Source organism: Erythrobacter sp. (assembly GCF_023653175.1).
Taxonomy (GTDB): Bacteria; Pseudomonadota; Alphaproteobacteria; order Sphingomonadales; family Sphingomonadaceae; genus Erythrobacter.
The window spans coordinates 1-26192 of record NZ_JAMNXL010000028.1; the positions used below are offsets into that span (position 1 = coordinate 1).

General features: G+C 67.5%; 23 protein-coding genes and 1 tRNA gene. 12 read left to right on the plus strand and 12 right to left on the minus strand.

The window, feature by feature from the left end; genetic code table 11:
* Nucleotides 1-56: 56 nt before the first annotated feature.
* Complete coding sequence (locus NBV68_RS05290) at nucleotides 57-887, minus strand: DUF1134 domain-containing protein (protein WP_296307803.1); 831 nt, start codon at nucleotides 885-887, stop codon at nucleotides 57-59.
* 266 nt (nucleotides 888-1153) lie between these two features.
* Here NBV68_RS05290 and NBV68_RS05295 point away from each other — a divergent pair.
* The 3 genes from NBV68_RS05295 (at nucleotide 1154) to NBV68_RS05305 (ending at nucleotide 5380) form a co-directional block, all read left to right on the plus strand.
* A tRNA-Ser gene (locus tag NBV68_RS05295) sits at nucleotides 1154-1244 on the plus strand.
* Between the two features lie 969 nt (nucleotides 1245-2213).
* A complete protein-coding gene (locus NBV68_RS05300; RefSeq protein WP_296307804.1) occupies nucleotides 2214-3989 on the plus strand; it encodes a class I adenylate-forming enzyme family protein in 1776 nt (591 codons plus the stop codon).
* Nucleotides 3986-5380, plus strand: a complete 1395-nt coding sequence (locus tag NBV68_RS05305) for a DUF1254 domain-containing protein (protein WP_296307806.1) — start codon at nucleotides 3986-3988, stop codon at nucleotides 5378-5380. The genes NBV68_RS05300 and NBV68_RS05305 overlap by 4 nt, the downstream gene beginning before the upstream one ends.
* A gap of 20 nt (nucleotides 5381-5400) precedes the next feature.
* Here the strand turns inward: NBV68_RS05305 and NBV68_RS05310 are convergent, their stop codons facing one another.
* The gene (locus NBV68_RS05310; RefSeq protein WP_296307808.1) at nucleotides 5401-6156 is read right to left on the minus strand and encodes a glucose 1-dehydrogenase; all 756 of its coding nucleotides are present in this window, start codon (nucleotides 6154-6156) and stop codon (nucleotides 5401-5403) included.
* A gap of 167 nt (nucleotides 6157-6323) precedes the next feature.
* Between NBV68_RS05310 and NBV68_RS05315 the strand changes: the two genes are divergently transcribed.
* The 3 genes from NBV68_RS05315 to NBV68_RS05325 are packed head-to-tail and all read left to right on the plus strand — an operon-like array spanning nucleotide 6324 to nucleotide 8750.
* Nucleotides 6324-7022, plus strand: a complete 699-nt coding sequence (locus tag NBV68_RS05315) for a carboxymuconolactone decarboxylase family protein (protein ID WP_296307810.1) — start codon at nucleotides 6324-6326, stop codon at nucleotides 7020-7022.
* Nucleotides 7023-7062: 40 nt separating this feature from the next.
* A complete protein-coding gene (locus NBV68_RS05320; RefSeq protein ID WP_296307812.1) occupies nucleotides 7063-7671 on the plus strand; it encodes a TetR/AcrR family transcriptional regulator in 609 nt (202 codons plus the stop codon).
* A gap of 59 nt (nucleotides 7672-7730) precedes the next feature.
* Nucleotides 7731-8750, plus strand: a complete 1020-nt coding sequence (locus NBV68_RS05325; RefSeq protein WP_296307813.1) for an NADP-dependent oxidoreductase — start codon at nucleotides 7731-7733, stop codon at nucleotides 8748-8750.
* A gap of 4 nt (nucleotides 8751-8754) precedes the next feature.
* Here NBV68_RS05325 and NBV68_RS05330 read toward each other — a convergent pair whose 3' ends face one another.
* The 7 genes from NBV68_RS05330 to NBV68_RS05360 all read right to left on the minus strand — a co-directional run bounded on the left by NBV68_RS05330 (nucleotide 8755) and on the right by NBV68_RS05360 (nucleotide 18573).
* Nucleotides 8755-9534: an SDR family oxidoreductase gene (locus tag NBV68_RS05330; protein WP_296307814.1), complete on the minus strand. Its 780-nt coding sequence runs from the start codon at nucleotides 9532-9534 to the stop codon at nucleotides 8755-8757.
* Nucleotides 9531-10412 (minus strand): SDR family NAD(P)-dependent oxidoreductase, encoded by an 882-nt coding sequence (locus NBV68_RS05335; protein ID WP_296307815.1) that lies wholly within the window; start codon nucleotides 10410-10412, stop codon nucleotides 9531-9533. The genes NBV68_RS05330 and NBV68_RS05335 overlap by 4 nt, the downstream gene beginning before the upstream one ends.
* Nucleotides 10405-11718, minus strand: a complete 1314-nt coding sequence (locus NBV68_RS05340; protein ID WP_296307816.1) for an MFS transporter — start codon at nucleotides 11716-11718, stop codon at nucleotides 10405-10407. The genes NBV68_RS05335 and NBV68_RS05340 overlap by 8 nt, the downstream gene beginning before the upstream one ends.
* A 97-nt stretch (nucleotides 11719-11815) precedes the next feature.
* Nucleotides 11816-14695, minus strand: coding sequence for a TonB-dependent receptor (locus NBV68_RS05345; RefSeq protein ID WP_296307818.1), 2880 nt, complete (start codon nucleotides 14693-14695; stop codon nucleotides 11816-11818).
* A 53-nt stretch (nucleotides 14696-14748) separates the two neighbouring features.
* On the minus strand, nucleotides 14749-15828 hold the full coding sequence (locus tag NBV68_RS05350) for a phosphotransferase family protein (RefSeq protein ID WP_296307820.1): 1080 nt from the start codon (nucleotides 15826-15828) through the stop codon (nucleotides 14749-14751).
* On the minus strand, nucleotides 15825-17060 hold the full coding sequence (locus NBV68_RS05355; protein WP_296307822.1) for an acyl-CoA dehydrogenase family protein: 1236 nt from the start codon (nucleotides 17058-17060) through the stop codon (nucleotides 15825-15827). Before NBV68_RS05355 ends, NBV68_RS05350 begins: the two co-directional genes overlap by 4 nt.
* Before the next feature lie 91 nt (nucleotides 17061-17151).
* Entirely contained in the window at nucleotides 17152-18573 is a 1422-nt protein-coding gene (locus NBV68_RS05360) for a DUF1214 domain-containing protein (RefSeq protein WP_296307824.1), read from the minus strand.
* Between the two features lie 146 nt (nucleotides 18574-18719).
* On the opposite strand from NBV68_RS05360, the gene NBV68_RS05365 reads away from it, so the two are divergent.
* The 6 genes from NBV68_RS05365 to NBV68_RS05390 are packed head-to-tail and all read left to right on the plus strand — an operon-like array spanning nucleotide 18720 to nucleotide 23758.
* A complete protein-coding gene (locus NBV68_RS05365; protein WP_296307826.1) occupies nucleotides 18720-19424 on the plus strand; it encodes a carboxymuconolactone decarboxylase family protein in 705 nt (234 codons plus the stop codon).
* Between the two features lie 55 nt (nucleotides 19425-19479).
* Entirely contained in the window at nucleotides 19480-20307 is an 828-nt protein-coding gene (locus NBV68_RS05370; RefSeq protein WP_296307828.1) for an enoyl-CoA hydratase/isomerase family protein, read from the plus strand.
* 4 nt (nucleotides 20308-20311) lie between these two features.
* A complete protein-coding gene (locus NBV68_RS05375) occupies nucleotides 20312-20647 on the plus strand; it encodes an EthD family reductase (RefSeq protein WP_296307829.1) in 336 nt (111 codons plus the stop codon).
* Entirely contained in the window at nucleotides 20640-21434 is a 795-nt protein-coding gene (locus NBV68_RS05380; protein ID WP_296307831.1) for an SDR family oxidoreductase, read from the plus strand. Before NBV68_RS05375 ends, NBV68_RS05380 begins: the two co-directional genes overlap by 8 nt.
* Entirely contained in the window at nucleotides 21427-22935 is a 1509-nt protein-coding gene (locus tag NBV68_RS05385) for a class I adenylate-forming enzyme family protein (RefSeq protein WP_296307833.1), read from the plus strand. Before NBV68_RS05380 ends, NBV68_RS05385 begins: the two co-directional genes overlap by 8 nt.
* Before the next feature lie 37 nt (nucleotides 22936-22972).
* The gene (locus NBV68_RS05390; protein WP_366067626.1) at nucleotides 22973-23758 is read left to right on the plus strand and encodes an SDR family NAD(P)-dependent oxidoreductase; all 786 of its coding nucleotides are present in this window, start codon (nucleotides 22973-22975) and stop codon (nucleotides 23756-23758) included.
* Nucleotides 23759-23872: 114 nt separating this feature from the next.
* On the opposite strand, the gene NBV68_RS05395 is transcribed toward NBV68_RS05390, so the two are convergent.
* From NBV68_RS05395 to NBV68_RS05405, 3 genes are all read right to left on the minus strand, one after another.
* The gene (locus NBV68_RS05395; RefSeq protein WP_296307835.1) at nucleotides 23873-25123 is read right to left on the minus strand and encodes a site-specific integrase; all 1251 of its coding nucleotides are present in this window, start codon (nucleotides 25121-25123) and stop codon (nucleotides 23873-23875) included.
* Nucleotides 25124-25317: 194 nt separating this feature from the next.
* The gene (locus NBV68_RS05400; RefSeq protein WP_296307837.1) at nucleotides 25318-25458 is read right to left on the minus strand and encodes a hypothetical protein; all 141 of its coding nucleotides are present in this window, start codon (nucleotides 25456-25458) and stop codon (nucleotides 25318-25320) included.
* Nucleotides 25458-26192 (minus strand): alpha/beta hydrolase (locus NBV68_RS05405; RefSeq protein WP_296307839.1); only part of this gene is annotated, 735 nt, incomplete at its 5' end. The genes NBV68_RS05405 and NBV68_RS05400, both read right to left, overlap by 1 nt.

The window sequence follows — 26192 nt, forward strand, 5'->3', positions numbered from 1 at the left end:
CCCGCGCGCGCCCTTCTCGCAACCGGCTTTTCACATGCAGCGGTGGAATTACGCGCTCAGAAGGGCAGCCACTTCTGCTCCTTGGAGAACTTCATGTAGCCGGCATTGACCCCGAGCCGCAGCCCCGCGCCGACCCGGATCGGGATCAGCACCACGTCGCCGCGGCGCAGGTAGCTCGCATGGAGCCCGCCCACGAAATAGGCCTGCCCCTCGCCGGCCGGAAAGCGCTTGAAGAGGTCCTCGGTGTCGAACAGGTTGTAGACGAGGACAAAGGTGTTGGCGGCATTGGCCCCGGCATCGAAGCCGATCGAGGGCCCGGTCCAATAGACCTTCTGCTGCCCCTCGACCTTATGGTGGAGCGTGCCCGAACCATAGCGCGCGCCGACGATGAACGCCCCGCCCGCCTCGCGCCCGACGATATAGCCGTTGGGCTGGCCCTGCTTCTTGAGGAGATCCTCGATCAGCTTGGCGAGGCCTTCTGCGCCCTTGCCGAACACACCCTCGGCCGCGCCGATCAGGTCATCTTCGCCATAGGTGTCTCCTGCGGCCTGCGGAGCGGTGGTCACCGGCGCGACGTCGCCCTCGGCCGGGGCGACGGGCACAGTGTCGGCGGCGGGCGGCGCGGCGAAATCGCCGAAGGTCTCATCGACGCTCGGATCCGCGGGCGGCTGGCCCTGCGTGGTGGTGGCAGGCGGGGCCTGGGGCGCGGCCAGATCGGCATCGATGCCGCCGTTCTGCTGGCTGTAGGCCGCATCGGGATCAACGGTCTCGAGATCCTGCGACTGCGCCATCGCCGGAGCGGTGAGCGCCAGCCCCGCAAGCGCGCCCAGCGCATAGCCCGCCACGCGGCGGCCGAATTCAGGGAAACGGGCGGTCATCATGCTCATTGTGCGACCTTTCGCATGTCAGTGTCAGCCCCGGTTTTCTGCGCATCCGAGAAGAATCGCTTCTCCGGCGCGAGGCAACCGCCCGTCGCCGAGGCGAATCCGAATTGCGACGAACTGTGGCAGGGCTATCGGTGCGAGCCTGAACGGGCCCCGAACCGGGCCGAACCGGAGCCCTGCGCACCCACCCGCGGTTTTTTCGCCAATCCACCTTGCCGCTTGCCCAAGTGCCGACTATAGCCCCGCCCTCGCAGCCCAAGCTGATGCCCGGAGACGTGGGTGAGTGGCTGAAACCAGTTCCCTGCTAAGGAACCGTACTCTATCAGGGTACCGAGGGTTCGAATCCCTCCGTCTCCGCCACCGGCTCTTGAAAAGACTCGATTTTTCCTCTCAAGGGTCGTCAGTTCCCATAAACGCTCCCCGATACGAGGTCGGCTTGGGGCGAGCGGCATGGCGGGGCACTTCTTTTTGCCCAAATCTGGATCATATACCGGTAGCGGCTTGGAAGCTGAGAACGGTTCACACACCCTACGCGACGGATCGCAGCATCTATTCGCGCAGATATGCTTTGCGTAACAGCGAGATAACCAGCATCTCTATAGATGGCAGCTTTTCAATCAGGTTCGGATAGGCCGAAATCTGCCAATCAGATCCGAGTGAAGCGCACTGAGCCCTTTGAAACGACGAGGCATTTTTGCGCGTGGCTGGCAAATCAGCTTTGATTGATCAGGTGGCTGCAGACCGGAGGTCGGCAACCGCTAAGCTGCATGGATCGCCCTAAGCCAACACCCCGCCCGAGCTTCGCAACATCAAGTCGCCGCAGGTCCGGCACCCGTAGCCATGTCGGCCCCTGCCCGCATTAACCTCGCGCCTTATGCTTGATGACAGATCAGTCCGGCGAACGACGATACACCTGCCCTCAATGGCCGAGTTTGGGACAAAACTGCCAATCGGCAATGCGCGCCGTAACGACTGCTCGCGCTAAAACTGGCCATTCGTGAAGCAGCGAGGACGGCTGTAGTGAACCTGAAATTGGTCGCTTGCGGCCCTTTCGCTTGCGGCCTCTGATCTTGGCAATGATTTGCTCTTCATGAGATGCGGTTAGGCGGCTGCGTGTCGTTTTCGGCCCCATCGCCTTTGCCTGCAGTTGGCCCGGATCAGGGCTGGGAAATGTGCCGCGCCGCAACGGCGGCCGCTCACTTCCATGCACAGCAAGCTGCCCGCGTACAAAGTGCCAGTCGAGCAACATTCCGTAGCCCGCTATTGTCGTTTTCGGGCGGCTGGACTGTTGTCCGATTGCTGCCCGATCAGGCTATATATGGGGAACAAATGAATGACGCTCCGCCGTCGATAGCACGCGTGCATGGACAGCTCACCGCAGCGGGATCTCCCTTCGAGGTGGAAGAGATCGTGGTCGACGGCATTGCCCGCCGCGCGTGGAAGCATGGGCCCAAGACCATGGGCGAACTCCTTCGTCGGTCGAGCCGGTTCGACGACATTCCGTTTCTTGTCCATGAAGACCGGCGCGTCACCTTTCGTGGCTTCAGGCGCGCGGTGCAGGCGTTGATGCAGGTCCTTGCACAATGCGGAGTCGGCCAGGGCGACCGCGTGGCGATCGCGATGCGCAATCTTCCCGAGTGGCCGGTGTGCTTCTTCGCCGCGACGGCGCTCGGCGCGATTGCCGTCCCGCTCAATGCGTGGTGGGTCGGACGCGAGCTCGCCTTCGGCATCCGGGATTCGGGCGCGAAGGTGCTGCTTGCCGACGCGGAGAGGTGGGCGCGGGTCGCCGACCTGCTCGAAGAGTGCCCGATGCTCGAAGAGGTCTTCACCTGCGGCGCCGCGCAGGCGGGATCGGGACGCAGGCTCGAAGACCTGATCGGAGCCCACGGGGACTGGGAGCGACTGCCCGAGGAGCCGCTGGCGCCGGACCCGGTGCAGCCCGACGATCCGGCGACGATCTTCTACACCTCGGGCACCACCGGCATGCCCAAGGGCGTCGTCGCATCGCACCGGGCGGCCTTGTCGAACATCACCGGTGCGGCCTTTGCCGCGGCAAGGGCTGCGCTGCGCAACGGCGCTCCGCCTGCCGAGCCTGCCAAGCCTGCCGCGCAGGCGGGCGCGCTGGTGGTGGTGCCGTTCTTCCATGTGACCGGGTGCTTCGCGATCCTGTGCCCGGCGCTCGACGCGGGCAATCGGCTCGTCCTGATGCACCGCTTCGAGCCCGAGCCGGCGATGCGCCTCATCCAGGACGAGAAGCTGAGCTGGGTGGTCGGCGTGCCGACCATCGCCTGGCAGATCGCCGAGCATCCCCGGGTCGGTGACTACGACCTCTCGTCGCTGGTCAGCCTCGGCTATGGCGGCGCGGCGGCCGCACCGGAGCTGATGGCGAAACTCGCCGCGCGCCTGCCGGGCGCGGTTCCCGGGCACGGCTGGGGCATGACCGAAACCTGCGGCCTGGCGACCACCCATTCGGGCGCGGACTACCGCCGCCGCCCGACGAGCTGCGGGGCCCCGGTCGCTGTGGTCGACATCCGCATAATGGATCAGGAAGCGGGGCACCTCCTTCCGGCCGGTGAAGTGGGGGAGCTCTGGGTAGCAGGCCCCAACATCGCCAAGGGCTACTGGAACCGGCCCGAGGAGTCCGCCGCAACCTTCGTCGACGGCTGGGTCCGCACCGGCGATCTGGCACGGATCGACGCGGAAGGGTTCCTCTACATCGTCGACCGCGCCAAGGACGTGGTGATCCGCGGCGGCGAGAACATCCACTGCATCGAGGTCGAGAACTGCCTGTTCGAATGCGACGGCATCGCCGATGCCGCGCTGGTGGCCTATCCGCACCGCACGCTGGGCGAGGTGCCGGTCGCGGTGGTGCAGGTCGCGCTCGGCAGCGCCGTCACGGAAGCCGCGGTGCTGGCGCATTGCGCCGCGCGCCTCGCTGCCTTCAAGGTGCCGGTGACGATCGCCTTCCAGCACGAGTCTCTGCCGCGCAACGCCAGCGGCAAGCTGCTCAAGCAGGCTATCGCCCGAAGCGAGCCCGTCCGGGCGCGCATGACCGGCCCGGGGTCGGGTGAGGCGCCGAACGGGGAGAGGAGCGCGACAGCTTGAAACATCTGACTTTATTGATTGGTGCGGCGCTGCTGGGGCTTTTGCCGGTGCCGGTTGCCGCCCAGGAAGCAGGGCCCGCCCATGGCGAGCGGGCGCCGGAAGCGCTGTTGCCCGCCAATCCGGAGGACCGGGCGGTCCTGCTGCGCTCCGTTGCCTTCCAGGCCACGATCTACGGCCTTCCCGCGGTGCTGCAATACAGAGAGATGCACCGCCAGGCCATCGCCGAAGGCGGTGCGGGGTTCAGCGGGTTCGGCACCTTCATCCACGAGCGCGAACTGGCCGGCCCCGGCTATGCGGCGTTCAAGGTGCCCAATTCGGACACGCTCTATTCAACCGCGTGGCTCGATCTCGCCCGCGGCCCGGTGGAGGTCCAGATCCCGCCGACGCGCCTCAGGTACTACACACTCAACCACTTCGATATCCACGGAAATCCGGGCAATCTCGGCACCCGCACAGTGGGCTCCGGGGGAGGACGCCTCCTGCTGACCGGGCCGGGTTGGGAGGGCGATGTGCCCGAGGGTCTGACGCGCGTTCGGATGACCAGCCAGCATGTCTGGATCCTTATGCGCGTGTTTGCCCAGACCCCGCTCGAGCTGGAGCAGGCGCATGCCTTTCAGGACGCGGTGCGGCTGCGCCCGCGGGGCGACCTCGCTTCCGCCGCGCCCGCTGCCCCCGTTCCGCCCGCTCCAGGCGACAGCGCGGCCGATTTCCTGCGCGCACTCGACTATGTGCTGGCAAGCGACGGCCACCTGCCGGGAGAGGAGGCCCTGATCGAAGGGCTGCGCACCATTCCCGGGCTGGGGTCGGGCCGGTTCGACATGGCCCAGCTCGATCCGGTCTCGCGCGCCGCGGTCGAGGCCGGGCACGCGGAGGCGATGCGCCTGGTGAGCAATGCCCGCAGCCAGCTCGGCCGGCCGACCGGCACCGGGTGGACCGTCGTCGCTAAGGGCAATTACGGGCACAACTACCTGCGCCGCGCGATCAACAACCTCGCGGGTCTGGGCGCCAACGTGCGCGAGGAGAACGCCTCGTTCAACACCTTCGTCGATGCTGGCGGAGAGCCCCTCGACGGCGCGAAGGCCGCTTACCGGCTGCACCTGCCGCAGCCCCCGCCGGTCGACGCCTTCTGGTCGGTGACGCTCTACGATGCGCGGACCTTCGAGCTCCATCCCAACCCGGTCGGTCGATATCTCGTCAGTGACCGGACCCCGGGGCTCAAGGTCAATCGCGACGGTTCGGTCGATATCGTGATCCGGCGGGCGCCCTCGGGATCGGCGAACTGGCTGCCGGCGCCGGCGGGGCCATTCTTCCTCGTCATCCGCTCCTACCTGCCGAAGGCGGAGGTGACGAGCGGGGCGTGGCTGCCGCCCGGGGTGATCCGCGAACCGTGAGCGGGCCCTCGCGCCGCGCGCTACTGGGCGGTCGAGCCGCCGTCGACGACCAGCTCGGACCCGGTCATGTAGCGCGATCCATCGCCTGCCAGGAACAACATCGCGGCGGCGATTTCGTCCGGATCGCCGGCGCGGCCCATAGGGGTGTCGGCGAGGAGCTTGGCGCCTTGAGCGGGGTCGTCGTGGACCTTCGCGGTCAGCGGCGTCAGCACGTGGCCGGGGTGGATCGAATTGACCCGCACCCCGTTGCCCAGCGCCGCGCATTCGAGTGCCGCGGCCTTGGTGAACAGCCGGACCCCGCCCTTGGCCGCGCAATAGGAGCCCGCGAAGGGCGCCGCCGCGATCCCGCGGATCGAGGACATGTTGATGATCGACCCGCCGAAGTGCGACTTTTCCAGCAGCGGCAGCATCGTGCGGGTGCCGAGGAACACGCTGTCGAGATTGACCGCAGTGATTGCGCGCCATTCCTCGAGCGTCGTGTCGGCGATCGACCGGAACGCGCCGTAGCCCGCGTTGTTGACGAGCACGTCGAGCCGGCCGAACGCGATGTCGATCGCCGCCGCAAGGTCGGCCCAGCCCTCCTCGTCGGTGACGTCGAGACGGAAGGAGAAGTGGCGCGGATCGCCCAGTTCTGCGAGTGCGGAGGCAAGGGCCTCGCCATTGCGGTCGGCCAGCACCACCGTCGCGCCCGCCGCGGCAAAGCGGATCGCGGTCGCCCTGCCGATCCCGGAAGCAGCGCCGGTCACCAATGCTATCCGGTCCGTCAATTCCGCCATGCGATGGGCCTTTTCCTCTCTGTTGCCGCGCCGGCGGACCGGCGTCGGGCGCACTCTTCAGATGCCCGACCGACCGGTCGGTTGTCAATCGTGGCTTTGCGCTTGACCGTGACAAGGCCTGCGCGTAGCCCTTTCGTCCGACCGGGCGGTCCAAGAAGGAGAGGCTCATGACCGATACGAACCCGCTCCTCGCCAATGGACGCCTCCGGCAGAACGCCCCCAAGACGGTCGCGGGCTACCGGCTGTTCCGCACAGTGATCGAGCAGGACGGCGCACTGCCCTCGGCGATCAAGCGCTTCTTCCTTGCCGCCGCCGCCTGCACCAAGGGATACCCCGAAATGGCCGAGCGCGAACTTGCCGCGGCAGCGGCAGCGGGGCTCGATCTCGAACATGCCGCCTCCGCGATGACGATCCTCGCCAGCTCGCGCGGCGAGGGCGCGGCGATGCGCTTCGGTGCGGTGCTCGCTCGGTGCTACGGCAGCGCCGCGCTGGTCGATGCCGACACGGTCCCGATCGAAGTCGCCAAAGGCGAGGCCACGGCGAACTTCCTTACCTATTTCGGCCAGATGCCGCCCTCGCTCGGCAAGCTCATGGAACTGGTGCCGACCGGGGCGGACGCCTATTACCTGATGCGCGAAGGCACGCTCAGCGGCACCGCCCTGCCGCCCGCCCATGCCGAACTCCTGCTCGTGACCGTCCTTGCCGCTGATTACAGCGAATGGGCCGCGGTCCACATGGACGGCGCCCGGCGCGCCGGTGCAAGCGAGGCGGAGATCGCCGAGGCGGTCCTGTGCGCAGTGCCGGTTGCCGGTTTGTCTGCCTGGGTCGTAGGCGCTACGGCCATGGACGCCGGCAAGGCCGGATGATCGCTTCACCTTGAACCGACCCTCGCTAGGAGCGAACGCAATGGCTGCCAGAGTCACAAGGACCCGTCCTCGCACAGAAGCCCATGACGAAAAGCGCGCCCTGATCATCGAAGGTTGCGCGACGCTGTTCGACAAGGTCGGCTACCACAACACCTCGATGCAGATGGTCGCCGACGAGGTCGGCCTCGGCAAGCCGACGCTCTACCACTACTTCCCGAGCAAGATCGCGATCCTCTACGCGATCCACGACACCCACATCACGAGCCTGCTGCGCAGTCTCGAGAGCCTGAAGGGTAAGGATCCCGCGGTGGTCCTGCAGGCGGCCTGCGCCGATATCCTTCGCCAGATCGCGACCCACCCCGGCTACGTGCGTGCCTTCATGGACAATTACCACGATCTCGAAGGCGAGATGAAGGACAGCATCCGCACCGCCCGCCGCACCTACTTCAACATGATCAAGGACGTGATAATCGAAGGGGCCGAGAGCGGCCAGTTCCGCAAGACCGATCCGCTGCTGACCGCCTATGCCTTCCTCGGCATGGGGAACTGGGCCTACAAGTGGTACCCGCCGATGGCTGCGGAGCGCACGCCTGAGGAAGTCGCCGAGGCGCTGTGCACGCCCTTCCTCGAAGGGCTGAAGGCCAGCTGACTCCCCATGCACGGCAGGCATCCCGGCAGGCCCGGCGGCGGGCGCGCGGCAGTACCGCGATGACCGGCAGCCGGCGCTGGACCCTCGCCCGCTATCCGGCAGGAAAGCTGGCCGAGAGCGATTTCGCGCTCCTCGCCGATGGCGGCGAGCCCCCCGCGCTGCAGCCTGGCGAGGTGCAGGTTCGCAACCGGATGTTCGCGGTCGCGCCGACAATCCGCAACTGGCTGAGGCCCGCGTCGGGCTGGCACCGCGCCGCGGTGCCCCTCGGCGGCGCGATCCGCGGGATGGCGGCCTGCGAGGTGGTCGCCTCGGCCGATCCCGGATTTGCGGTCGGAACGCGGATGATCGCGATGTCCGAATGGGCCGACCGCAGCGTGATCCGCCCCGCGCAGGCGCCGGTTCCGGTGTTCCAGATGCCCGAAGGGATGGACTTCGCCGAGGCGATGGGCCCGCTGTCGCTCAACAGCCTGACCGCCTATTTCGGCCTGCTCGAAGTCGGCCGGCCCCGCGCGGGCGAGACCGTGGTGGTCTCGGGCGCGGCGGGATCGGTCGGTTCGGTGGTCTGCCAGATCGCCCGCATCACGGGCTGCCGGGTGATCGGCATCGCCGGCGGCGCGGAGAAATGCGCGCGGGTGCTGGCGGTCGGCAAGGCCGATGCCGCGATCGACTACCGGGCCGATGACGTCGGGCAGCGCCTTCGCGAGCTGTGCCCCGGCGGAATCGACATCTTCTTCGACAATGTCGGCGGCGATCAGCTGCGCGCGGCGCTCGGCTGCATGGCGCCCCACGGGCGGATCGTCGCCTGCGGCCAGATCTCGACCTACGACCGGGGCGAGGCGGCCGAGACCGGTCTCGACATGATGAAGGTCGTCTACGGCCGCATCCGGATCGAGGGCTTCGTGGTCGGCGACTATGTCGGACGCGCCGAAGAGGCGCGCAAGGTGCTGGCCGCATGGGTGCGCTCGGGCGATCTCGAGGTCAGCGTCGATCTGCGCAGCGGCCTTGAGGCGCTTCCCCGGGCGCTGGTCGACCTGTTCAGCGGCGCCAACCGGGGCACGGTGCTCGTCGTCAACGATTGAGCGCCTATCCGGCGAGGGTCCCGCCGTCGACCACCAGTTCGGCCCCGGTCATGTAGGACGAGGCCTCGCTGGCAAGGAACAGGATCGCCGCGGCGACCTCTTCGGCGTTGCCGCCGCGCTGCAGGGGGATGCCCGACACCCGGCGCGCCAGCGCCTCCGGATCGAGCGCGGCGCGGGCGAGCGGGGTTTCGATGAAGCCGGGGTGGACCGAATTGACCCGCACCCGCTGGCCGAGCGCGACACATTCCAGCGCCGCCGCCTTGGTGAACATCCGCACCGCGCCCTTCGCGGCGCAATAGGCTGCGAAGTTCGCGCCTCCGATCATCCCGCGCACCGACGACACGTTGACGATCGCCGAGGCCGACCGCCGCGACCAGGGGAGGCTCCTTGCTAGCAGCGGAAGCATTGTTCGTGTGCCAAGAAACACGCTGTCGCAGTTGACCGCGAGGCTCGAGCGCCATTCGGCAAGCGAGGTCTGCGCGATCGGCTGCGGATGCGCGGCCCCTGCATTGTTAATCAAGATGTCGAGCCGGCCGTGCCGTTCGTCGACGGCAGCGAAGAAGTCCAGCCAGCCGGCCTCGCTGGTGACGTCGAGGTGCCAGGCGACATGCTGCGCGCCGCCTCTGCAGCTGTCGAGCGCATCCGCCAGCGCTTCCGCGTCGCGGTCCACCAGCCACACCGCGGCATCGGCCTCGGCGAGGGCGTGCGCGGTGGCAAGGCCGATGCCCGAGGCCGCGCCGGTGACGACCGCGATCGCTCCGGCCAGCGAGCCGTCGTCGGTCACTGCCTTGCCCGGCCGTCGGACTCCATCCGGCTCATCTCGACGATGCTGGCAAAGCTCGGGTTGGTGCGGGCGAGGATGCTGTCCGCCCGTGCGCGGATCGCCGTGTCGAAGGCTTCGGTGGTGAAGGCGTAGAAGCGGTCCTCTTCGATCGCGTCGAAGGCGATCACGGCGGCCTCGTCGGGGCCGAGCGCGTGGCGATAGAGATCGTCGCGCATGGCGTCGAGATCGGCGGATTCGACCGGACGGTCGTGATCGGCAAGCGCTGCCGGACGGAGCCGCTCGGCCTCGTAGATCTGGGTGCGCACGAGGCCGGGGCAGAGCATCGTCACCCCGATCGGTGCCTCGACCTGCCTGAGGCCGGCATAGAGCGCCTCGGTCACCCGCACCATCGCGTGCTTGGCCGCGCCGTAGCAGGCCGAGCCCGATCCGCTGACGAAGCCCGCCACCGAGGCGGTGTTGAGAATGTGCGACGGGCTACCTTGCGCGATCATGCGCGGAACGAAGGCCCGCAGCCCGTGGATGACGCCGTAGAGGTTGACCCCGAGCGACCATTGCCAGTCGCCCGGCGTGTATTCCCAGACGAGCCGGTGGCGCCCGCCCGGCACGATCCCGGCATTGTTGCACAGAAGATCGATCGTGCCGAACCGGTCGAAGGCGGCATCCGCAAGCGCCTTGACGCTGGTCTCGTCCGAAACGTCGCAGTGGACGACCAGCGTCCCGACGCCCGCGATCGTTCCGGCAAGGGCCCTGGCGTCATCCGCCGCGACGTCGGCGAGGACGAGGTTCATCCCGAGGGCGCCCGCCTTGGTGGCAAGCGCCGCGCCGATCCCGCTGGCCGCTCCGGTGATCACGGCGGTCTTTCCGGCAAAGTCACGCATTCTGTCCCTCCGCATCCGTGGCGGCATTGTGTTCGACGGTGTCGGCATAGAAGCTTGCCGCGTGGAAGAAGAGCCACACCGAGACGAGCGAGGGCAGCAAAGCAAGGACCAGCGCATAATGCAGCCCGTCGGCGCCGATCAGGAGCGCGATCCGGTCGCTCAGCACCCCCGTCAGCCACGGCCCGAGGCCGAGGCCGAAGAGGTTGAAGGCGAGCAGCAGAACCGCCTGCCCCAGGGCGCGCGTGTTGGGGGGCGTGACCGATTGGGTCGCGGCCACCAGCGGGCCGTAATAGGCGGTCATCATCACCGCCGCCGCGAGCGCGCTGGCGATCGACAGGCTCGTCGAGGGGACGAGGTACTGGACCAGGGTGAAGGGCAGCATCGCCGCGACCGAGACGGCGATGATCCACACCCGCCACCTGCTGTCGCGGCGCCCCAGCCGGTCGGCCAGCACGCCGCTCAGATACATGCCGAGGCCGCCCGCCACGCCCCCGAGCAGGGCCATGAGCCCCGAGACCTCGGTGAGGCTGAGGCCGTGAGCGCGCGTGAAGAACGGCGCGTTCCACGTCATCATCGCATACTGCGAAAAACCGTGGAGCATCCCGGCCATCACGAGGAAGCGATAGGCCCGGTTGCGCCAGAACAGCCGCAGCGCCTCACCCAGCGGCGGGGGCGGGGCAAGGGCGATGTCGGCCGCATCGGACTGCCCGCGCGGCGGTTCCTTGATCATCGCGAAAAGCACGGGGGCGAGGATCACGCCGATCCCGCCGACGATGAAGAACGCCTCGCGCCAGCCCACCGCGCTCGCCAGCCAGCCGGTCGATGCATAGCCGACCAGCAGGCCGACCGGTAGGGCGAGTCCCCAGACCGCAAGTGCGCTCGCACGGCGTTCGGCCGGGTAGTAGTCGGCGATCAGCGAGACGCTCGCCGGCACGCTGCCTGCCTCGCCGATCGCCACGCCGATGCGGAAGAAGGCGAGGCTGGCAAAGCCCACAGCGAGCCCGCAGGTGGCGGTCATCGCGCTCCACACCGCCAGCGAGGCGACGATGATCCAGCGCCGGCTGAACCTGTCGGCCAACCGGGCGATGGGCAGGGAGAGGGTGGCGTAGAACAGCGCGAAGGCGAGGCCCGTCAGCGCGCCGAGCTGGCCGTCGCTGAGGCCGAGTTCCTGCTTGATCGGGATCTGCAGGATCGAGAGGATCGTGCGGTCGACGTAGTTGAACGCCGAGACCACGAACAGGGCGAAGAGCGCCAGCCGGTAGCCGCCTCCTTCGCCCTGCCGCTGCGCTGCGATGGCGCGGCTCATCGCGGATCAGCGCGAAGGGCACGCGCGTGCGGCAGCAGCACGTGCCCTTCTGGCCGCAAGGCCGATCGAACCATGTCTGATCGGGGTTTCATTCCCGTCAGAATTCGAAACGCACGCCCGCTGTCAATGTGCTGCCGGCAACATTGTACAGCGTGAACAGCGTCGGGTAGATGAGACCCGGCGCCGCATTGGCGGCCACCAGCGGCGGCTTGCGATCGAACAGGTTGGTGGCGGTGAGGAACAGCTCGGGCTGGCCGCGCATGTCCTCGAACTGGTAGGAAATGGTCGCGTCGGTGTAGAACACCGGCTTCACGTCCGGGACGGCATAGACGTTGGCGATGTCGCCCGGGATGTTGCCGATCTTGACCTTGCCGATGACGTTTTCCTGCACGAACACATTGAGGCCGCCATTGCTGTAGTTGAGGCTGAAGTTGCCCCGGAACTTGGGGAAGGCGAAGCTGGTCTGGCTGTTGATCCCGTGTCCGGCACGTTCGAGCACCGGCGCGATCGAGTTGGTCTGTTCGACGAAGCGGTCGAGGTAGTTGGCCGATGCGCCGAAGGTCAGCTCGCCTTCGCCCACCGGGACGCGGTAGGTGGCCGAGACGTCGACGCCGCTGGTCCGCAGGAAGCTGATGTTCTGGGTGATCAGCCGGATCTCGGTCGGGTAGTTGGCCGCGGTGCGGTCGCTGAACGGCAGCGGCCGGGTGATGAGGTCGCAGGTCGGCGAGATGCCGTTGGAGACCTCGCACTCGTTGACCACGTCGGCGAGGCCCTGCTGGGTGATCGCGCCCTCGATCTTGATGTCGTAATAGTCGACCGAGAGGTTGAAGCCGGGCAGGAAGCTAGGGCTGAACACCACACCCGCCGAGAAGGTGTCGCCGACCTCCGGCCTCAGGTTGGGGTTGCCGCCGGTCAGCTGACGGATCGAACCGCCCGACTGCGTGTGCGGATCGGTGAAGTTCACCGCTGCGGTCTGGGTGCCGGCAAACAGCTCGAACAGCGAAGGCGCCCTAATGTCGCGCGAGCGGGTGACGCGGAACATCACGTCCTCGACCGGCTTGTAGACCGCGCCGAGCTTCCAGGTCTCGACCTGCCCACTGGTGCTGTAGTCGGTGAAGCGCCCGGCCGCATTCAGGCTCAGTTCGGCAGCGAATGGGCGGTCCTTGAGCACCGGAACGGCGACTTCGCCGAACACTTCCTTCACGTCGAGATCGCCCGCCGCGACGCCGATGTTGGTGTTGTTGAACACCGTCCGGCGGTTGGCGGGGATGCCCCTGAGACCGGTCAGGTCGAGCGGGATCGCGGGGTTGGAGTTGGAAGTCAGATCGAGCTTCTGCTTGCGATACTGAACCCCGGCCGCCACCGACACGGCCCCGGCGGGAAGGTCGATCAGATCGCCCTGCACGGTCAGAGTGAAGTCATCGGTGGTGTTTTTGGCGCGGTAACGAGAATCCCCCAGCGCCCACTGGATGTCCGCTTCGCTCGGGGTGCCCCGGCCGAAGACATTGATCGGGGTGCAGCCGGGATAGAGGCCCGGATTGGTTAGCTCCACGCGGCAGACGATCTGGCCATTGGGCGCCCGGACCGCGTCGAGCGCGGCTGCGAGGCGCTGGATCTGGAACTGGGTCTGGCTGAAATTGGTGATCGAATTGCCGTGAGTGTAATCGGCCCTCAGCCCCCAGCTGCCACCCAGGTCCCATTCGAGCCCGGTGTTGACCACATAGGAATCCACGGTCTCGCGGGTCGGGATCGGTCCGAGATCGTCGATGAAGCGGAACAGCACGAAGCTGCCGTTCGGCCCGAGCTGCGACTGCACCGAGGGCTGCAGGAACGCATTGCCGCTGAAGAAGGTGAAGCCCAGGATCGAGGCCTTGGCCTGCGTGTCGTAGCTGGTGACGCTGCGGGTGTAGGTGCCCTGTACGTGGCCGGTGACCGCGTCGCTGAAGTCGTAGGACAGTCGCCCGAAGCCCGAGGTGTTGGTGAGCGGTGCGATCAGCGTGTTGCTGCCGGGCAGATAAAGGCCGTCCCCGCCCACGAAGGTCCCCGCGGTGCCGGTCGGCGTCCCGCGCACGACGGGGCGCAGGGTACCGTCGGGATTGAAGATCGTGTTGTTGATCGACGGCGTGTTGGCGCTGGTGACGATGCCGTTGTTGAAGTCGTTCGCACCCAGACGCAGGTTGGGCAGGAAGATGAAGGGGTTCGCGGCACGGCCCGCCGGCCCGCCCCCGACCACCGAACCGACCGCCGCATAGGCATCGTTGCCGTAGATGCGGTCGCCGCGGGTGATCCCATTGCTGTCGAAACGTTCGATCGAAACGAGAAGGCGGCCGCGATCGCCGGCGAAGCCGAGGCCGGCGGCAAGGCCGATCTTGTAGTTGCCGAGGTCCCCGCGCGTGGACGTGCCGTATTGGGCGACGCCCTTGATGCCATCGAAGTCGCTATCGAGAACGTAGTTGATGGCGCCACTGATCGCATCGGAGCCATAGGCCGCCGAAGCGCCCCCGGTCACTACATCGACGCGCTGGACCAGCAGATTGGGCAGCGTGTTGACGTCGACGGCACCGCGGAAGGTGGTCGGCGGAACACGCAGGCCGTCGAGCAGGATGAGCGCACGCAGCGGCCCCACGCCGCGCAGATTCAGCAGGTTGCCGTGCTCGGCGCTGTTGCCCTGGAGCTGCGAGTTCGCAGCCGGGCCGACCGAGTTGACGAATTGCGGCAGCTTGTTGAGCGCGTCGGCAAGGTTGGTGGGCGTCGCCTTCTCGAGCTCGGAGGTGGTCGCCACGGTCACCGGTGTCGGCTGGTTGTAGCCGTCGCGCACCACGCGCGAGCCGGTGACGATAATCCCCTCAGCCGTGTTGTCGGACGCTTCGGCGGTCTCCGATACCTCGGCGGGCGCAGTCTGCGCCATGGCCGGTGCCGAAATGCCGGCCGCAAGCGCGCCCAATCCCACAGCGCACACGAGAGCATTCTTTCTCATTGTCCAATCCTCTTCCCCATTTTGGTTTTTATGATTGTCTGAAGATCATCCGCCTAACTCGCGCCAGCCTCCTGCGCCGATTGCCAGGCGGCTCGCGCCAGCGGGTTGATCCGCAAGATGATCTCTTTCGCGTTCGCCGCCGTCTGGACGCCGTCGCGGCTGCGCGCCGCGATGCCCTGGAGGATCGCGGCGACGCGGAACAGGTTGAATGCCGTGTAGAAAGGGTCGGTCGGATCGACATCGAACCCGGTCCGCTCGCGGTACCGGTCGGCGTAGGCCTGCGCGGTGGGAATGCCCAGCGCCCCGAGATCGGCGCCCCTCAGCGTGCCGCGATCGTCGACCCCTTCGGGCCGGAACCATTCCATCATGTGATAGGTGAGATCGCCGAGCGGGTCGCCGAGCGTCGACAGCTCCCAGTCGATCACCGCCGCCACTTCCGGCCTGTCCGGGTGGACGAGCAGGTTGTGGAACGAGAAATCGCCGTGGATGATCGTGGTGCGCTCCGCCCCAGCCGGGATCGCGCCCGGCAGCCACTCCATGAGCTTGTCCATTTCGGGGATGTCGACCGTGCGCGAGGCCTCGTATTGCCGGGCCCAGCGGGCGATCTGGCGGGCGAAGTAGTTGCCCGGCCGGCCGTAATCCTCGAGGCCGAGCGCCGCGTAGTCGACGGTGTGTAGCCGTGCGAGCGCGGCATTGGCCGAATCGTAGACCGCCGCCCGCTCGTCTGCCGACAGCGTCGGCATGCGCGGGTCCCAGAACGAGCGCCCCGGAACATGGCGCATCACGTAGAACATCGTCCCGATGACGTCCTCGTCGGTGCACAGCACCAGCGGTTCGGCGTCGGGCAGGCCCGCGCCGAACAGCGCCTTCGTCACACGGTATTCGCGATCGACCGCATGGGCGGAGGGCAGCAGCACGCCGGCGGGCTTGCGCCGCAGGACATAGCGGCCGCTCGCCGCGTTGAGAAGGTAGGTCGGGTTTGATTGCCCGCCCTGGAACTGTTCGACCCGGATCGGGCTGCGAAACTCCCCGATCGTCCCTTCGAGGTATTGCGCAAGGCGGCGCTCGTCGAAGGCGGTTCCTGCCGAAACCGCCTCGGTCTGTCCGATCATGGCCGCCGGCTGCGAGGTCATGCAACGTCCTCGCGCGGGTATTTGGCGAGCTCGAGACGGGCAAGCTGGCGTTCGTGCACCTCGTCAGGCCCGTCGGTCAGGCGCACGATCCGGGTGTTGGCCCACAGCTCGGCGAGCCCGAAATCCTCGGTGACGCCGCCGCCGCCATGCGCCTGGATCGCGTCGTCGACGATCTGCTGCGCGATCTTGGGTGCCGCGATTTTGATCATCGCGATCTCGGCGCGGGCTTCCTTGTTGCCGACCGTGTCCATCTTCCAGGCGGCCTTGAGGCACAGCAGGCGCGCCATCTCGATCTGGCAGCGGGCGTTGGCGATGCGCTGTTCCCACACCGAATGCTCGGCGATGGTCTTGCCGAAGGCGCGGCGGCTCTGCAGGCGGCGGCACATTTTCTCGAGCGCGACCTCCATCGTCGCGATGTTGCGCATGGTGTGATGGATGCGGCCCGGCCCGAGGCGCCCTTGCGCGATCTCGAACCCGCGTCCTTCGCCCAGCAGCATGTATCCCGCCGGGACGCGGACGTTTTCGAGCTTCACCTCGAAGTGGCCGTGCGGGGCATGGTCGTAGCCGAACACCGGAAGGTGGCGCACGATGGCCACGCCGGGGGTGTCGCGCGGCACGATGATCATCGACTGCTGGCTGTAGGCCGGCGCGTCGGGATCGGTTTTGCCCATGAGGATGAAGAAGTCGCAGCGCGGATGACCCGCGCCCGATGACCACCACTTGCGGCCGTTGATGACATAGTCGTCACCGTCGCGCCGAATCTCGGTCTGGATGTTGCGCGCATCGGACGAGGCCACCGCCGGCTCGGTCATTAGGAAGGCCGAACGCGTCAGGCCGTCGCGCAGCGGAACGAGAAAGCGCTCCTTCTGCGCGCGCGTGCCATAGCGGTGCAGCACCTCGAAATTGCCGGTGTCGGGCGCCATGCAGTTGAAGATCTCGCTGGCGATCGGGACGCGGCCCATCAATTCGGCGATGGGTGCATATTCGAAGTTGGTGAGGCCGGGGCTGGTGAAGAACTCGTCGTCATGCTCGGACGGCGGCATGAAGAAGTTCCACAGGCCCTCGGCGTGCGCCTTGGCCTTGAGCTCGTCGAAAACCGGCGGAATCTCGGTCCAGCGGTCGATCCGCTCCATCTGTTCGTGATAGGTCGGCAGCGCGGGGATGATGTGCGTGTCCATGAAGACGCGCACCCGCTCCATCCATTCACGCGACTTGGCCGACTGTTCGAACATTCCCTCGCCTCCCAGCGCGCCGGACTCGTTCGTCCGGTCGGTCGAATGTTCGAATAATCGACCGACCGGTCGGGTGTCAATGTCACTTTCGTCAGTCCGCGGGCACTTCCACGATGGCGGGGGGCAACCACTTGCGAGTCATCACGTCTTCGCCGGGGCGGTAGAGGCGCAGCATGACGGTGAAAGGTTCTGAGGGAACCGGCAGCCAGTTGGCGCCGCTGTCGGCGGGCGCGGCGTGCTGGAGCCTGATCTCGATCGAACCGTCGGCGCCGCGCACGAGCCCGGGCGTGCGGTCGCCGATCGAGTGGCGGCCGATCGGGTTGGCCACCAGAAAACCCTTGGCGTAATAGATTGTTGCCGACCAAAAGGCACCGGCCGGAGGGAGCTTACCGGCCTCGAAGCGCAGCACGTATGACCTGTTCCCGTCGAGCTGCCTTCCTCGCGAATCGCTCTTGGCGATCATGTAGAGCGCCTCGCGCGCCGGCAGCACGTAGATCTGGTCCATCGCCACCGCCGCGCGCAGCAGCCGGTCCGCGCCAAACTGCGAGCCGCGATGATTGACCGTCCAGCCATTTATGCTGGTGCCGAGATCGCGGGTGCGCTGCTCGATGGCGGCGCGCCCCTCCCTGAGCCCTAGCGCGATCTGCGGCAGCGCTGCCGGCGGCAGACAGCGCGGATCGAAGAGCCTGCCTTGCGCAAGGCCGAGCGGCGCGAGCGAGCGAAGGAAGCGGCGATCGCCTCCTGTGGCGCGCCAGTCCGCAAGGACGCTGCCCATCATGCCGAGAAAGCCTTCCGGATCGTCGGCGGGCGGATCACGCCGTTCGATGGGCTGCTGCGCGGTGATCTGCGCCGCCTTTTCGTGCCCGGCTCGATAATCGGCCCAGGTGCGCAGGCGCATCATGTCCTGGAGCCGCCACACCTCGGCAACGTCGGCCCGGTCCTTCACCAGGGTGCGCCCGGCGAGCATGAAGTAGCGCTGGGTCGCGCGGACGCCGATCATGCCCGGCGGGACGCGATGATCCTGTCCGGCGCCGAGGATGAAGATCGGCGGCAGCTGCGCGCCATGAGTGGACTGGCCGAAGGCAAGGTCGGTCGAGGTGTCGGCCTGCCCCATCTGGAAGGTGTAATAGCGCGCGCCGAAATCGGGTGCCTCGAACACGAAGGGCCCGGCCGCGGTGTCGATCCATGCGAGGCTGTAGAGCGTGTCGTTGTTGGGCGCCACGCCCTGCCGGGTTTCGGGAGTCGCGAGCTCGCGGGCGTGCCCCAGCCGGTTGATCGGCGCGCCCGCCGTCGTCGCGGGGCGGGCGCGCAGCGGATCCTCGGGCAGGGTCATGTTCTGCCTTAGCTGCGCCGAGCGGATCAGCGGATAGCCCCAGACATAGGCCTCCGCCGCCAGCCTGCGGTAATCGGCTCGCGCCGCCGGGCAGCCGTCGCGCGCGCCATCGGCAAGAGCCGCGCTCGACACGGAGACGCAAGCCGCCAGGATCAGCAAGCGTGCAAGGAACCCAAGCATCGGCAATCTCCTCGATAAATGCCTGCAATACCGGCTTGCGGCACGGCAAAACCGGCGATCCACTGGCAAAGAGGACAGGACGAATCTGTCCAATCCGGATTGACACCCGACCGGTCGGTCGAACATAAGGACGTGGAGAGGACACGATGACTCGCACAAGTCAATTGGATAAGCTGAGCTTCCTGAACGGCCACGCGCCGTACACGCTGGCGGGCTATGCCCGCTTCCGCGAGATCATCGATTCCGATGGCGCCGTCCCCGCAAGGCTGAAGGCGCTGTTCGCCGCGGTCGCCGCCATAGACCGCCGCTATCCCGATCTGGCGCGCCGCGAGTTGGCGCGGGGGGCTAAGCTCGGGCTCAGTGTGCGCGAAGTCACCGCCGGGTTGATCGTCCTTTCCAGCCTGCGCGGCGAAGGCGCGGCGATCGAGTTCGCCGGGATCGTCGCGGACATCTTTGCCAGCCCCGACGCGCCCACTGCCGAGCCGGTGGGCGAGGTCGCGCCGGGCGAGGCGGAGGCCAATTTCCGCAACTATTTCGGCACGATCCCCGCGCCGCTCGCGCAACTGATCCGCATCGTGCCCGGCGCGGCCGACGCCTATTACCTGATGCGGCGCGGCAGCATCGATGCAAACCCGATCTCGGCCAAGGAAGGCGAGCTGTTGCTGCTTGCGATCCTCGCCGCCGGCTACAGCCCGATGGCCGCCACCCATGTCCGCGGTGCCCGCAATGCCGGCGCCACCGACGAAGAAATCGCCGAGGCCGTGCTGTGCGCGGTGCCCTCTGCCGGCATCGCCGCGTGGATGGGCGTCGGCGCGATGCTCGAGCCCGCGGGGGCCGAAGCGGGAACCTGAACCCTCACCAAGTCACGCGGACCCATCCGCACCTATTCTTGAACGGAGACAAAACATGGCAAGCGAATACGTCTACAAGCAGCCGGTCCACGAGGAGACCGACGTCATCCAGTACGAGGTGGCGGAAAACGGGATCTGCATGATCTGGCTCAACCGCCCGCACAAGCGCAACTGCGTCAGCCCCAAGCTGCTGCGCGATCTTGAGGCGGCGGTCGACCGTGCGGCCGAGGACGACAAGGTCCTTGCCGTGGTGTTCCGCGGCCGCGGCAACACCTTCTGTGCGGGCGCGGATCTCGACCAGCTGGTCGGCCCGGTCCTGCACGAGAGCAGCACCTCGCTGCAACTCGCGATCGATTCCGCGCGCACCTACGACAAGATCTACAACATGAAGAAGCCGACCATCGCTTGCGTCGAAGGCTACGCGGTCGCCGGCGGGTTCGAGCTGTTCATCTCCTGCGACTTCGCGATCGCCGCCGACGACGCCAAGATCGGCGACTTCCACATCCGCCGCGCGCTGTTCGGCGGCGCCGGGCCGATCTACCGCCTGCCGCGCTACATCGGCATGCGCAAGGCCAAGGAGCTGATGCTCACCGGCAAGCTCCTGTCGGGCAAGGAATGCGTCGAGTGGGGGCTGTGCAACGCCTCGGCGCCGGGCGAGGAGCTCGACCAGTTGATCCAGGATTTCTGCGCACCGCTGATCGACAAGAGCCCGTTCTGCATGTGGATGACCAAGATGGCGGTCAACCGCGGGCTCGATGCCGACACCAACTCGCTGATCGCGCTCGAGACGATGACCTGCAACGTCGTCCACCACTCGGCCGACGCGAAGGAGGGCGTCGCCGCCTTCCTCGAGAAGCGCAAGCCGGTCTGGACAGGCAGGTAAGCCGATGGCCGTAAGCATGGTTGTCCTCGCCAGCCGCCCGTCGGACTGGACACAGGACCAGTTCACCGCGTGGTGGCGGGGACCCCACGCTGCGGCAGCCAGGCTGATCCCCGGTCTCGTGGCCTATCGTCACGGTGTCGTGACGACCGACTACGACAACCCGGGCTCGCCCGCGTGGGACGGCCATGCCGTCCTGACCTTCGCCGATCAGGCGGCGCTCGACAGTGCACTGGCCTCGCCAGAGTGGAAGGCGGCGACCGCCCAGACCCGCGGGATGGGCGGCCGGCGGCTGATCGTCGTCACCGAGGAAATCGATCTGCTGGCGGGCGACAATGACTGATCTGCGCCCCGGCTTCCTCTCCGACGCGTTCCGCATGGACGGTCGGCGGGCGCTGATCGTCGGCGGCCGCGGCGCGCTCGCGCGGGCCATGGCGGCAACGCTCGCCGACCTCGGCTGCTCGGTCGCGCTCGCCTCGCGCAAGCAGGCCGACTGCGAGGCGCTGGCCGGCGAGATCGCCGAGACTTTCGGCGTCAGGGCCATCGGCCTTGCCTGCGACATCGCCGACGAGGCGTCGGTCGAAGGCACGATCGCCCGGACCGTCGAGGCGCTCGGCGGGCTCGACGTGCTGGTCAACAACGCCGGCGCCTCGTGGTGGGGCCTGCCGCAGGACATCCCGCTCAAGGGCTGGCAGAAGGTCATGGACGTCAACGTGACGGGCACGTTCCTCGCCTGCCGTCACGCGGCCCGCCACATGATCGCAAATGGCGGCGGCGCGATCGTCAACATCGCCTCGGTCGGAGCCTTCATCTCGTTCCGTCCCGAGGACGGGCAGGTCGTGCCCTACACCACCAGCAAGGCCGCGATCGTCCACCTCACCCGCGATCTCGCCGCGCAGTGGGCCGAGCACGGCATCCGCGTCAACGCGATTGCGCCGGGCACCATCGAGACCGGCATGACCCAGACGCTCGACGCGGCGACGCAGGAGCGCACCATGCGGCGCATCCTGCTGGGCCGGTTCGGCGTGCCCTCCGACCTTGCCGGCGCGCTCGCGCTGCTCGCCTCGGACGCCGGCAGCTTCATGACCGCGCAGACGGTGATCGTCGACGGAGGGCAGTCCGTTGGCTGAGAAGCGCGCAGAAGACCTCACCTGGACCGACGAGCGGCTCTGGCCGCAGTTCGCGCAGCAGGCCGAATGGGACCCGCTCGGCCTCGCGGTGGTCGATTGCGCGGGCCGGCACTGGACGCGGGCGGAGCTGCGCGCGCTCGCCGATCGCTACGCGGCAGAGCTCGCTGCTCACGGGGTGGGCAAGGCCGACCGGGTGCTCGTCCGCGCCGCCAAGACGGTGCCGACGCTCGCCGTCGCCCTCGCCGTCTCCGCGCTCGAAGCGGCGGTGTGCCCCTATTCGCCGAAGATCGGCCCGGCGGAGCTCGCGGCGCTCGAGGAGACGCTCGGCCATGCGGCGAAGGTGGAGGCTTCTGCCGACGGCGAGATCGCCATCGCGCCGACCGATCCCGCAGAACGATCGCGCGATCCGCGAAACCAGCGGCTCGCGCTGATCGGGTTCACCTCGGGCAGCACCGGCGTGCCCAAGGCGGTGATGCACGCGCCCGAGGCGCTCAACTACGCGACGCGCGCCTGCGCCCGGATCGCGGGGCTGGCGCATGGCGACGCGATCCTCGGCATCGTCCCGCTCGAAAGCGCGCCCGGCTTCACCTTCACCGCCCATTTCGCCCTCTCGCTCGGCCACCCGCTGGTTTGGCACGATCCCTGGGACCCGGCCGAGGCCCTGTCGCTCGCTGAACGCTACGGTTGCGCCTGGGCGATCATGGTGCCGACCCATCTCTACACCATGGTCGAGGCCGCCCGGCTGGGCCGGTGGAAGGGCCGCAATGCCCTGCGCACCGCTGCGGTGGGCGGCAGCGCGATGACCCCCGAACTGATCGCGGAGGCCGAATCCCTGCTCGGGCTGCAGGCGCTGCGCATGTTCGGGATGTCCGAATGCATGGGCCACTGTTCGGCCCGCATCACCGACACGCTCGAGCGGCGGCAGAACTATGACGGCCTGCCCTTCCCCGGCACGCAGGAAGAGGCTTTCGGACCGGACCTCAAGCCCCTGCCGCGCGGTGCGCGCGGGCAGGCCGGGGTGCGCGGCCCTTCCCTGTTCATCGGCTATGCCGAGGGTCTGGGGCAGGGGCAGGAGCAGCTTGCCGAAGGCGGCTACTACCTGACCGGTGACGAGATCGTCCGCGACGATGCGGGCTATGTGAAGGTCGTGGGCCGCATCAAGGACCAGATCATCCGCGGCGGCTTCAACCTCGATCCCGCCGAGATCGAGGCGGCGATCCTGCGCAACCCTGCGATCGCCGAGGTCGCGGTGGTCCCGGTCCCGCACGCCAAGCTGGGCGAACAGGCCTGCGCCGTGTGCCGGTTGGCGCCCGGCGCGGAGATGATCGACCTTGCCGCGCTTGTCGGACACCTCGAAGCCGAGGGCCTGTCGCGCAAGAAATGGCCCGAGCTTCTCGTGATCGTCGAGCACATGCCGGTCACCGCGACCGGGAAGCTCGACAAGAAGGCCCTCGCCGCGGCCGCGCTGGGCGCGCTCAGCCCTGCCCCGGCGCTCACGTGACCGGCCCCTCCGCAGCAGCAGCAATCGAGAGGGTTCCGTGACACGCTCGAAAACGAACATGCCGTTCGACCTCGGCGGACGCGTCGTGCTGGTGACGGGCGCATCCTCGGGCCTCGGCGAGCGGTTCGCCCGCATCGCGGCAGCGAGCGGCGCCCGCGTCGTCGCCGGGGCCCGCCGCATCGAGCGTCTCCAGCAGCTCCACGAGGAAGCCCGCGGCGAGGGGCAGGATATCCTGCCGGTGGCCCTCGACGTGACCGACGAGGCATCGGTGATCGCCGCCTTCGATGCCGCCGAGGCGGCCTTCGGCCCTGTCGACACGGTGATCGCCAATGCCGGGATCAACATCGCCGGCAGCGCGCTGGGCATGTCGATCGAGGACTTCGACAGCATGTCGCACGTCAATTTCCGCGGCGTCTTCCTAACCGCGCGCGAGGGCGCGCGGCGGATGATCGCGGCAGGATCGGCCGGGCGCGGGACCGGGCGGATCCTCCTGATCTCGTCGATCACCGCGCACCAGGTCGCCGACCGGGCGCCGATCTATTGCGCGACCAAGGCAGCCGTGGCGCAGCTCGGCCGCGCGCTCGCCCGCGACTGGGCGATGAAGGGCATCAACGTCAATGTCCTGTGCCCGGGCTACATCGAGACCGAGATGAACGAGCACGCGTGGGAGCTCGACGGCGGCAAGGCTCTGCTGGCGAGCTTCCCGAGGCGGCGGATCATGGAAGCCTCGGCGCTTGATGCGATGGTCCTCTACCTGTGCTCGGACGCCTCGCAGCAGACCACCGGTTCGGTGCTGACCATCGACGACGGGCAAACGCTCTAACAGGCACGCGGTGGTGGTCATCGACAACCTGCGCGTGCCAGCCGACCATACCCGTCAGTTCGGCAATTATGTTCATGGCCCAAAGATTGCTTTCTTCCACGTACTTTCCTCAGGTCAAGCCACGTCTTGGCGGATCGAAACTACGGTCGCCGAACCTTGCATCTTGCCAGCGCAGAAGTCACCCCAATCGGCCATGAGCCGCCGACGCTTTTCGAACAGATCGCCGCGCCGATAGGCCCGTTCCACAGCGTTGCCGATGGTGTGCGCCAGCGCCATTTCGGCGACCTCGTGCGAATAGCCAGTGCATTCTGCCGCCCAATCGCGGAACGCCGAACGGAAACCGTGCACGGTGACATCTTGCTTCATGCGGCGAAGCAGCATTGCCATGGCCATACCAGAAAGCTTGGATCCACTCTGCGCACCGGGGAACAAGTATTTGCCGCCCAGCCGCTTGGTTTGTTCCAGTATCACCACCGCGCGCGGCGAGAGCGGGACGCGGTGTTCCTTGCCCGCCTTCATGCGCTCGGCTGGCACGGTCCAAATCGCCTTGGTTAGATCGACCTCGCCCCAAGTCGCGCCGATGACCTCGCCAGATCGCGCGGCGGTGAGAATGACAAATTCCAGTGCCAGCGCGGCAACGGCTTCGCGCCCCTGTAGCTGCTCCACAAAGGCGGGGATCGCATCATACGGCATCGCCTTGTGATGGCCCCGCGATAGCTTAGTGCGGGCGGGGAGAATTTGCGCCAAGTGCCCGCGCCAGCGGGCGGGGTTCTCGCCTTGCCGATATCCGCGCGCCTTGGCGCTATCGAGCACGGTTTCAATCCGGCCCCGCAACCGGCTGGCAGTCTCGGGAACCTCGCGCCAGATTGGCTCCAACACCTTGAGCACGTGCGGGGTATCGACCTCGGCAACCGGTAGATCGCCAAACACCGGATACGCGTAGGTCTTGAGGGTGTTTTCCCATTGCTGGCGGTGCTTGGCATTGCGCCAGCTTTCCTTGTTCGCTGCGATATGCGTTTCGGCCACCGCCTTGAAGGTCACCCCTGCCACCATTGCCGCCTGAGCCGCCGCCAGAGCCTCAGCCGCATCGCGCTCCCGCTCGGCGAGGGGATCAATACCAGCCTTCACCTTGACGCGCAGAGCGTCCGCCAGATCGCGCGCCCTTGCCAAGGGGATCGCGCCAGCACCAGCCGCAGGGCCAAGCCCAATGTCGCGCGACTTCCCTTTGAGCATGAAACGGAAGACCCAGGAACGCGCCCCGGTCTCTTTCACCAGCAATTGCAGCCCGCCTCCATCGGCATGGCGTCCGGGCTTGGCATTCTTCACCGCAAGGGGCGTGAGGGCGTTGACGAGCTTCTTGGGCATTTCCGGTCCCCCGCAAGCGGATTGCCGTTGCCACAATGGCAGGGCGAGGTGTGTTCCCTAAACCGCTCCCCGAAAATAGCATGGCTTTATGGGAACGCAATAGGACGGCCTTGGACAATCATCTGAGAGAGTCCCTCTTAATATCAATTTTTGAATTGATTGCTTTGAGGAATTTGGAAGCGTCCGGACCCTAGTTAGGCGGACTCCGTCTCCGCCACCGGCCAGCCAAGGCCTTGATCGGGCAGGAAGCCCTGAGATGCCGCCACCTGCGCGTCAGGGGTGCTCGCATTGGCGCTCCGCAATCCCTCTTCCTGCTGCCGGCTGCCCCCCATCATCAGCTGCTGCTTCGGGCGCGCATCGTCTCGAGGAACTGCGCCATTCGGCCGTTGAACCAGTCGGGCCGCTCGATCATCACCGCGTGGCCGGTGACCGGCACAACCTCGATCTGCGCTTGCGCGATTGCGGCGGCGACGGCCTGCTGGTGGTGGAGCGGAACGGGGTGATCCTCCTCGCCCGCCACGATCAGCACAGGCGCGGTGATCCGGCCGATTTCCTCCATCACCGATCCGCGTGAGGCCGAGGCGGCGGCCGCACGCACGATCGACTTCGGCAGATCGTCGACCACCGCCCGCCAGCGCGCGATCAGCGCGGCGCGCGCCGGATCGGCGAGGATCGAACGGCCGAACAGGATCTGCATCATCCGCGGCGCAACCGGCCCGACGCCCGCCAGCGAAACCACCGCGATCATCGCCGCATAGCTCGGCATCTTGGCCCAGCCTTCGGCATCGGCGCTGACCCCGATCAGCGTCAGCGAGCGCACCAGCGCAGGGTGGCGCGCGCCCAATCGCAGGGCGATGAAGGCACCCATCGAAAAACCCGCCACATGCGCGCCCTCGGGCGCCAGCGCGCGGAGCAGTTCGGCGGCGTCCTCGGCGAGCGAATCCAGCCCCAGCCCGCCCCGCGTGTGCTCCGAGCGGCCCTGACCGCGCAGGTCGTAGGTGATCACGCGGTGGGTTCGGGCAAAGTGGTCGCGCTGCAGCTCCCAGCTCTCGTTCGCCAGCATCAGGCC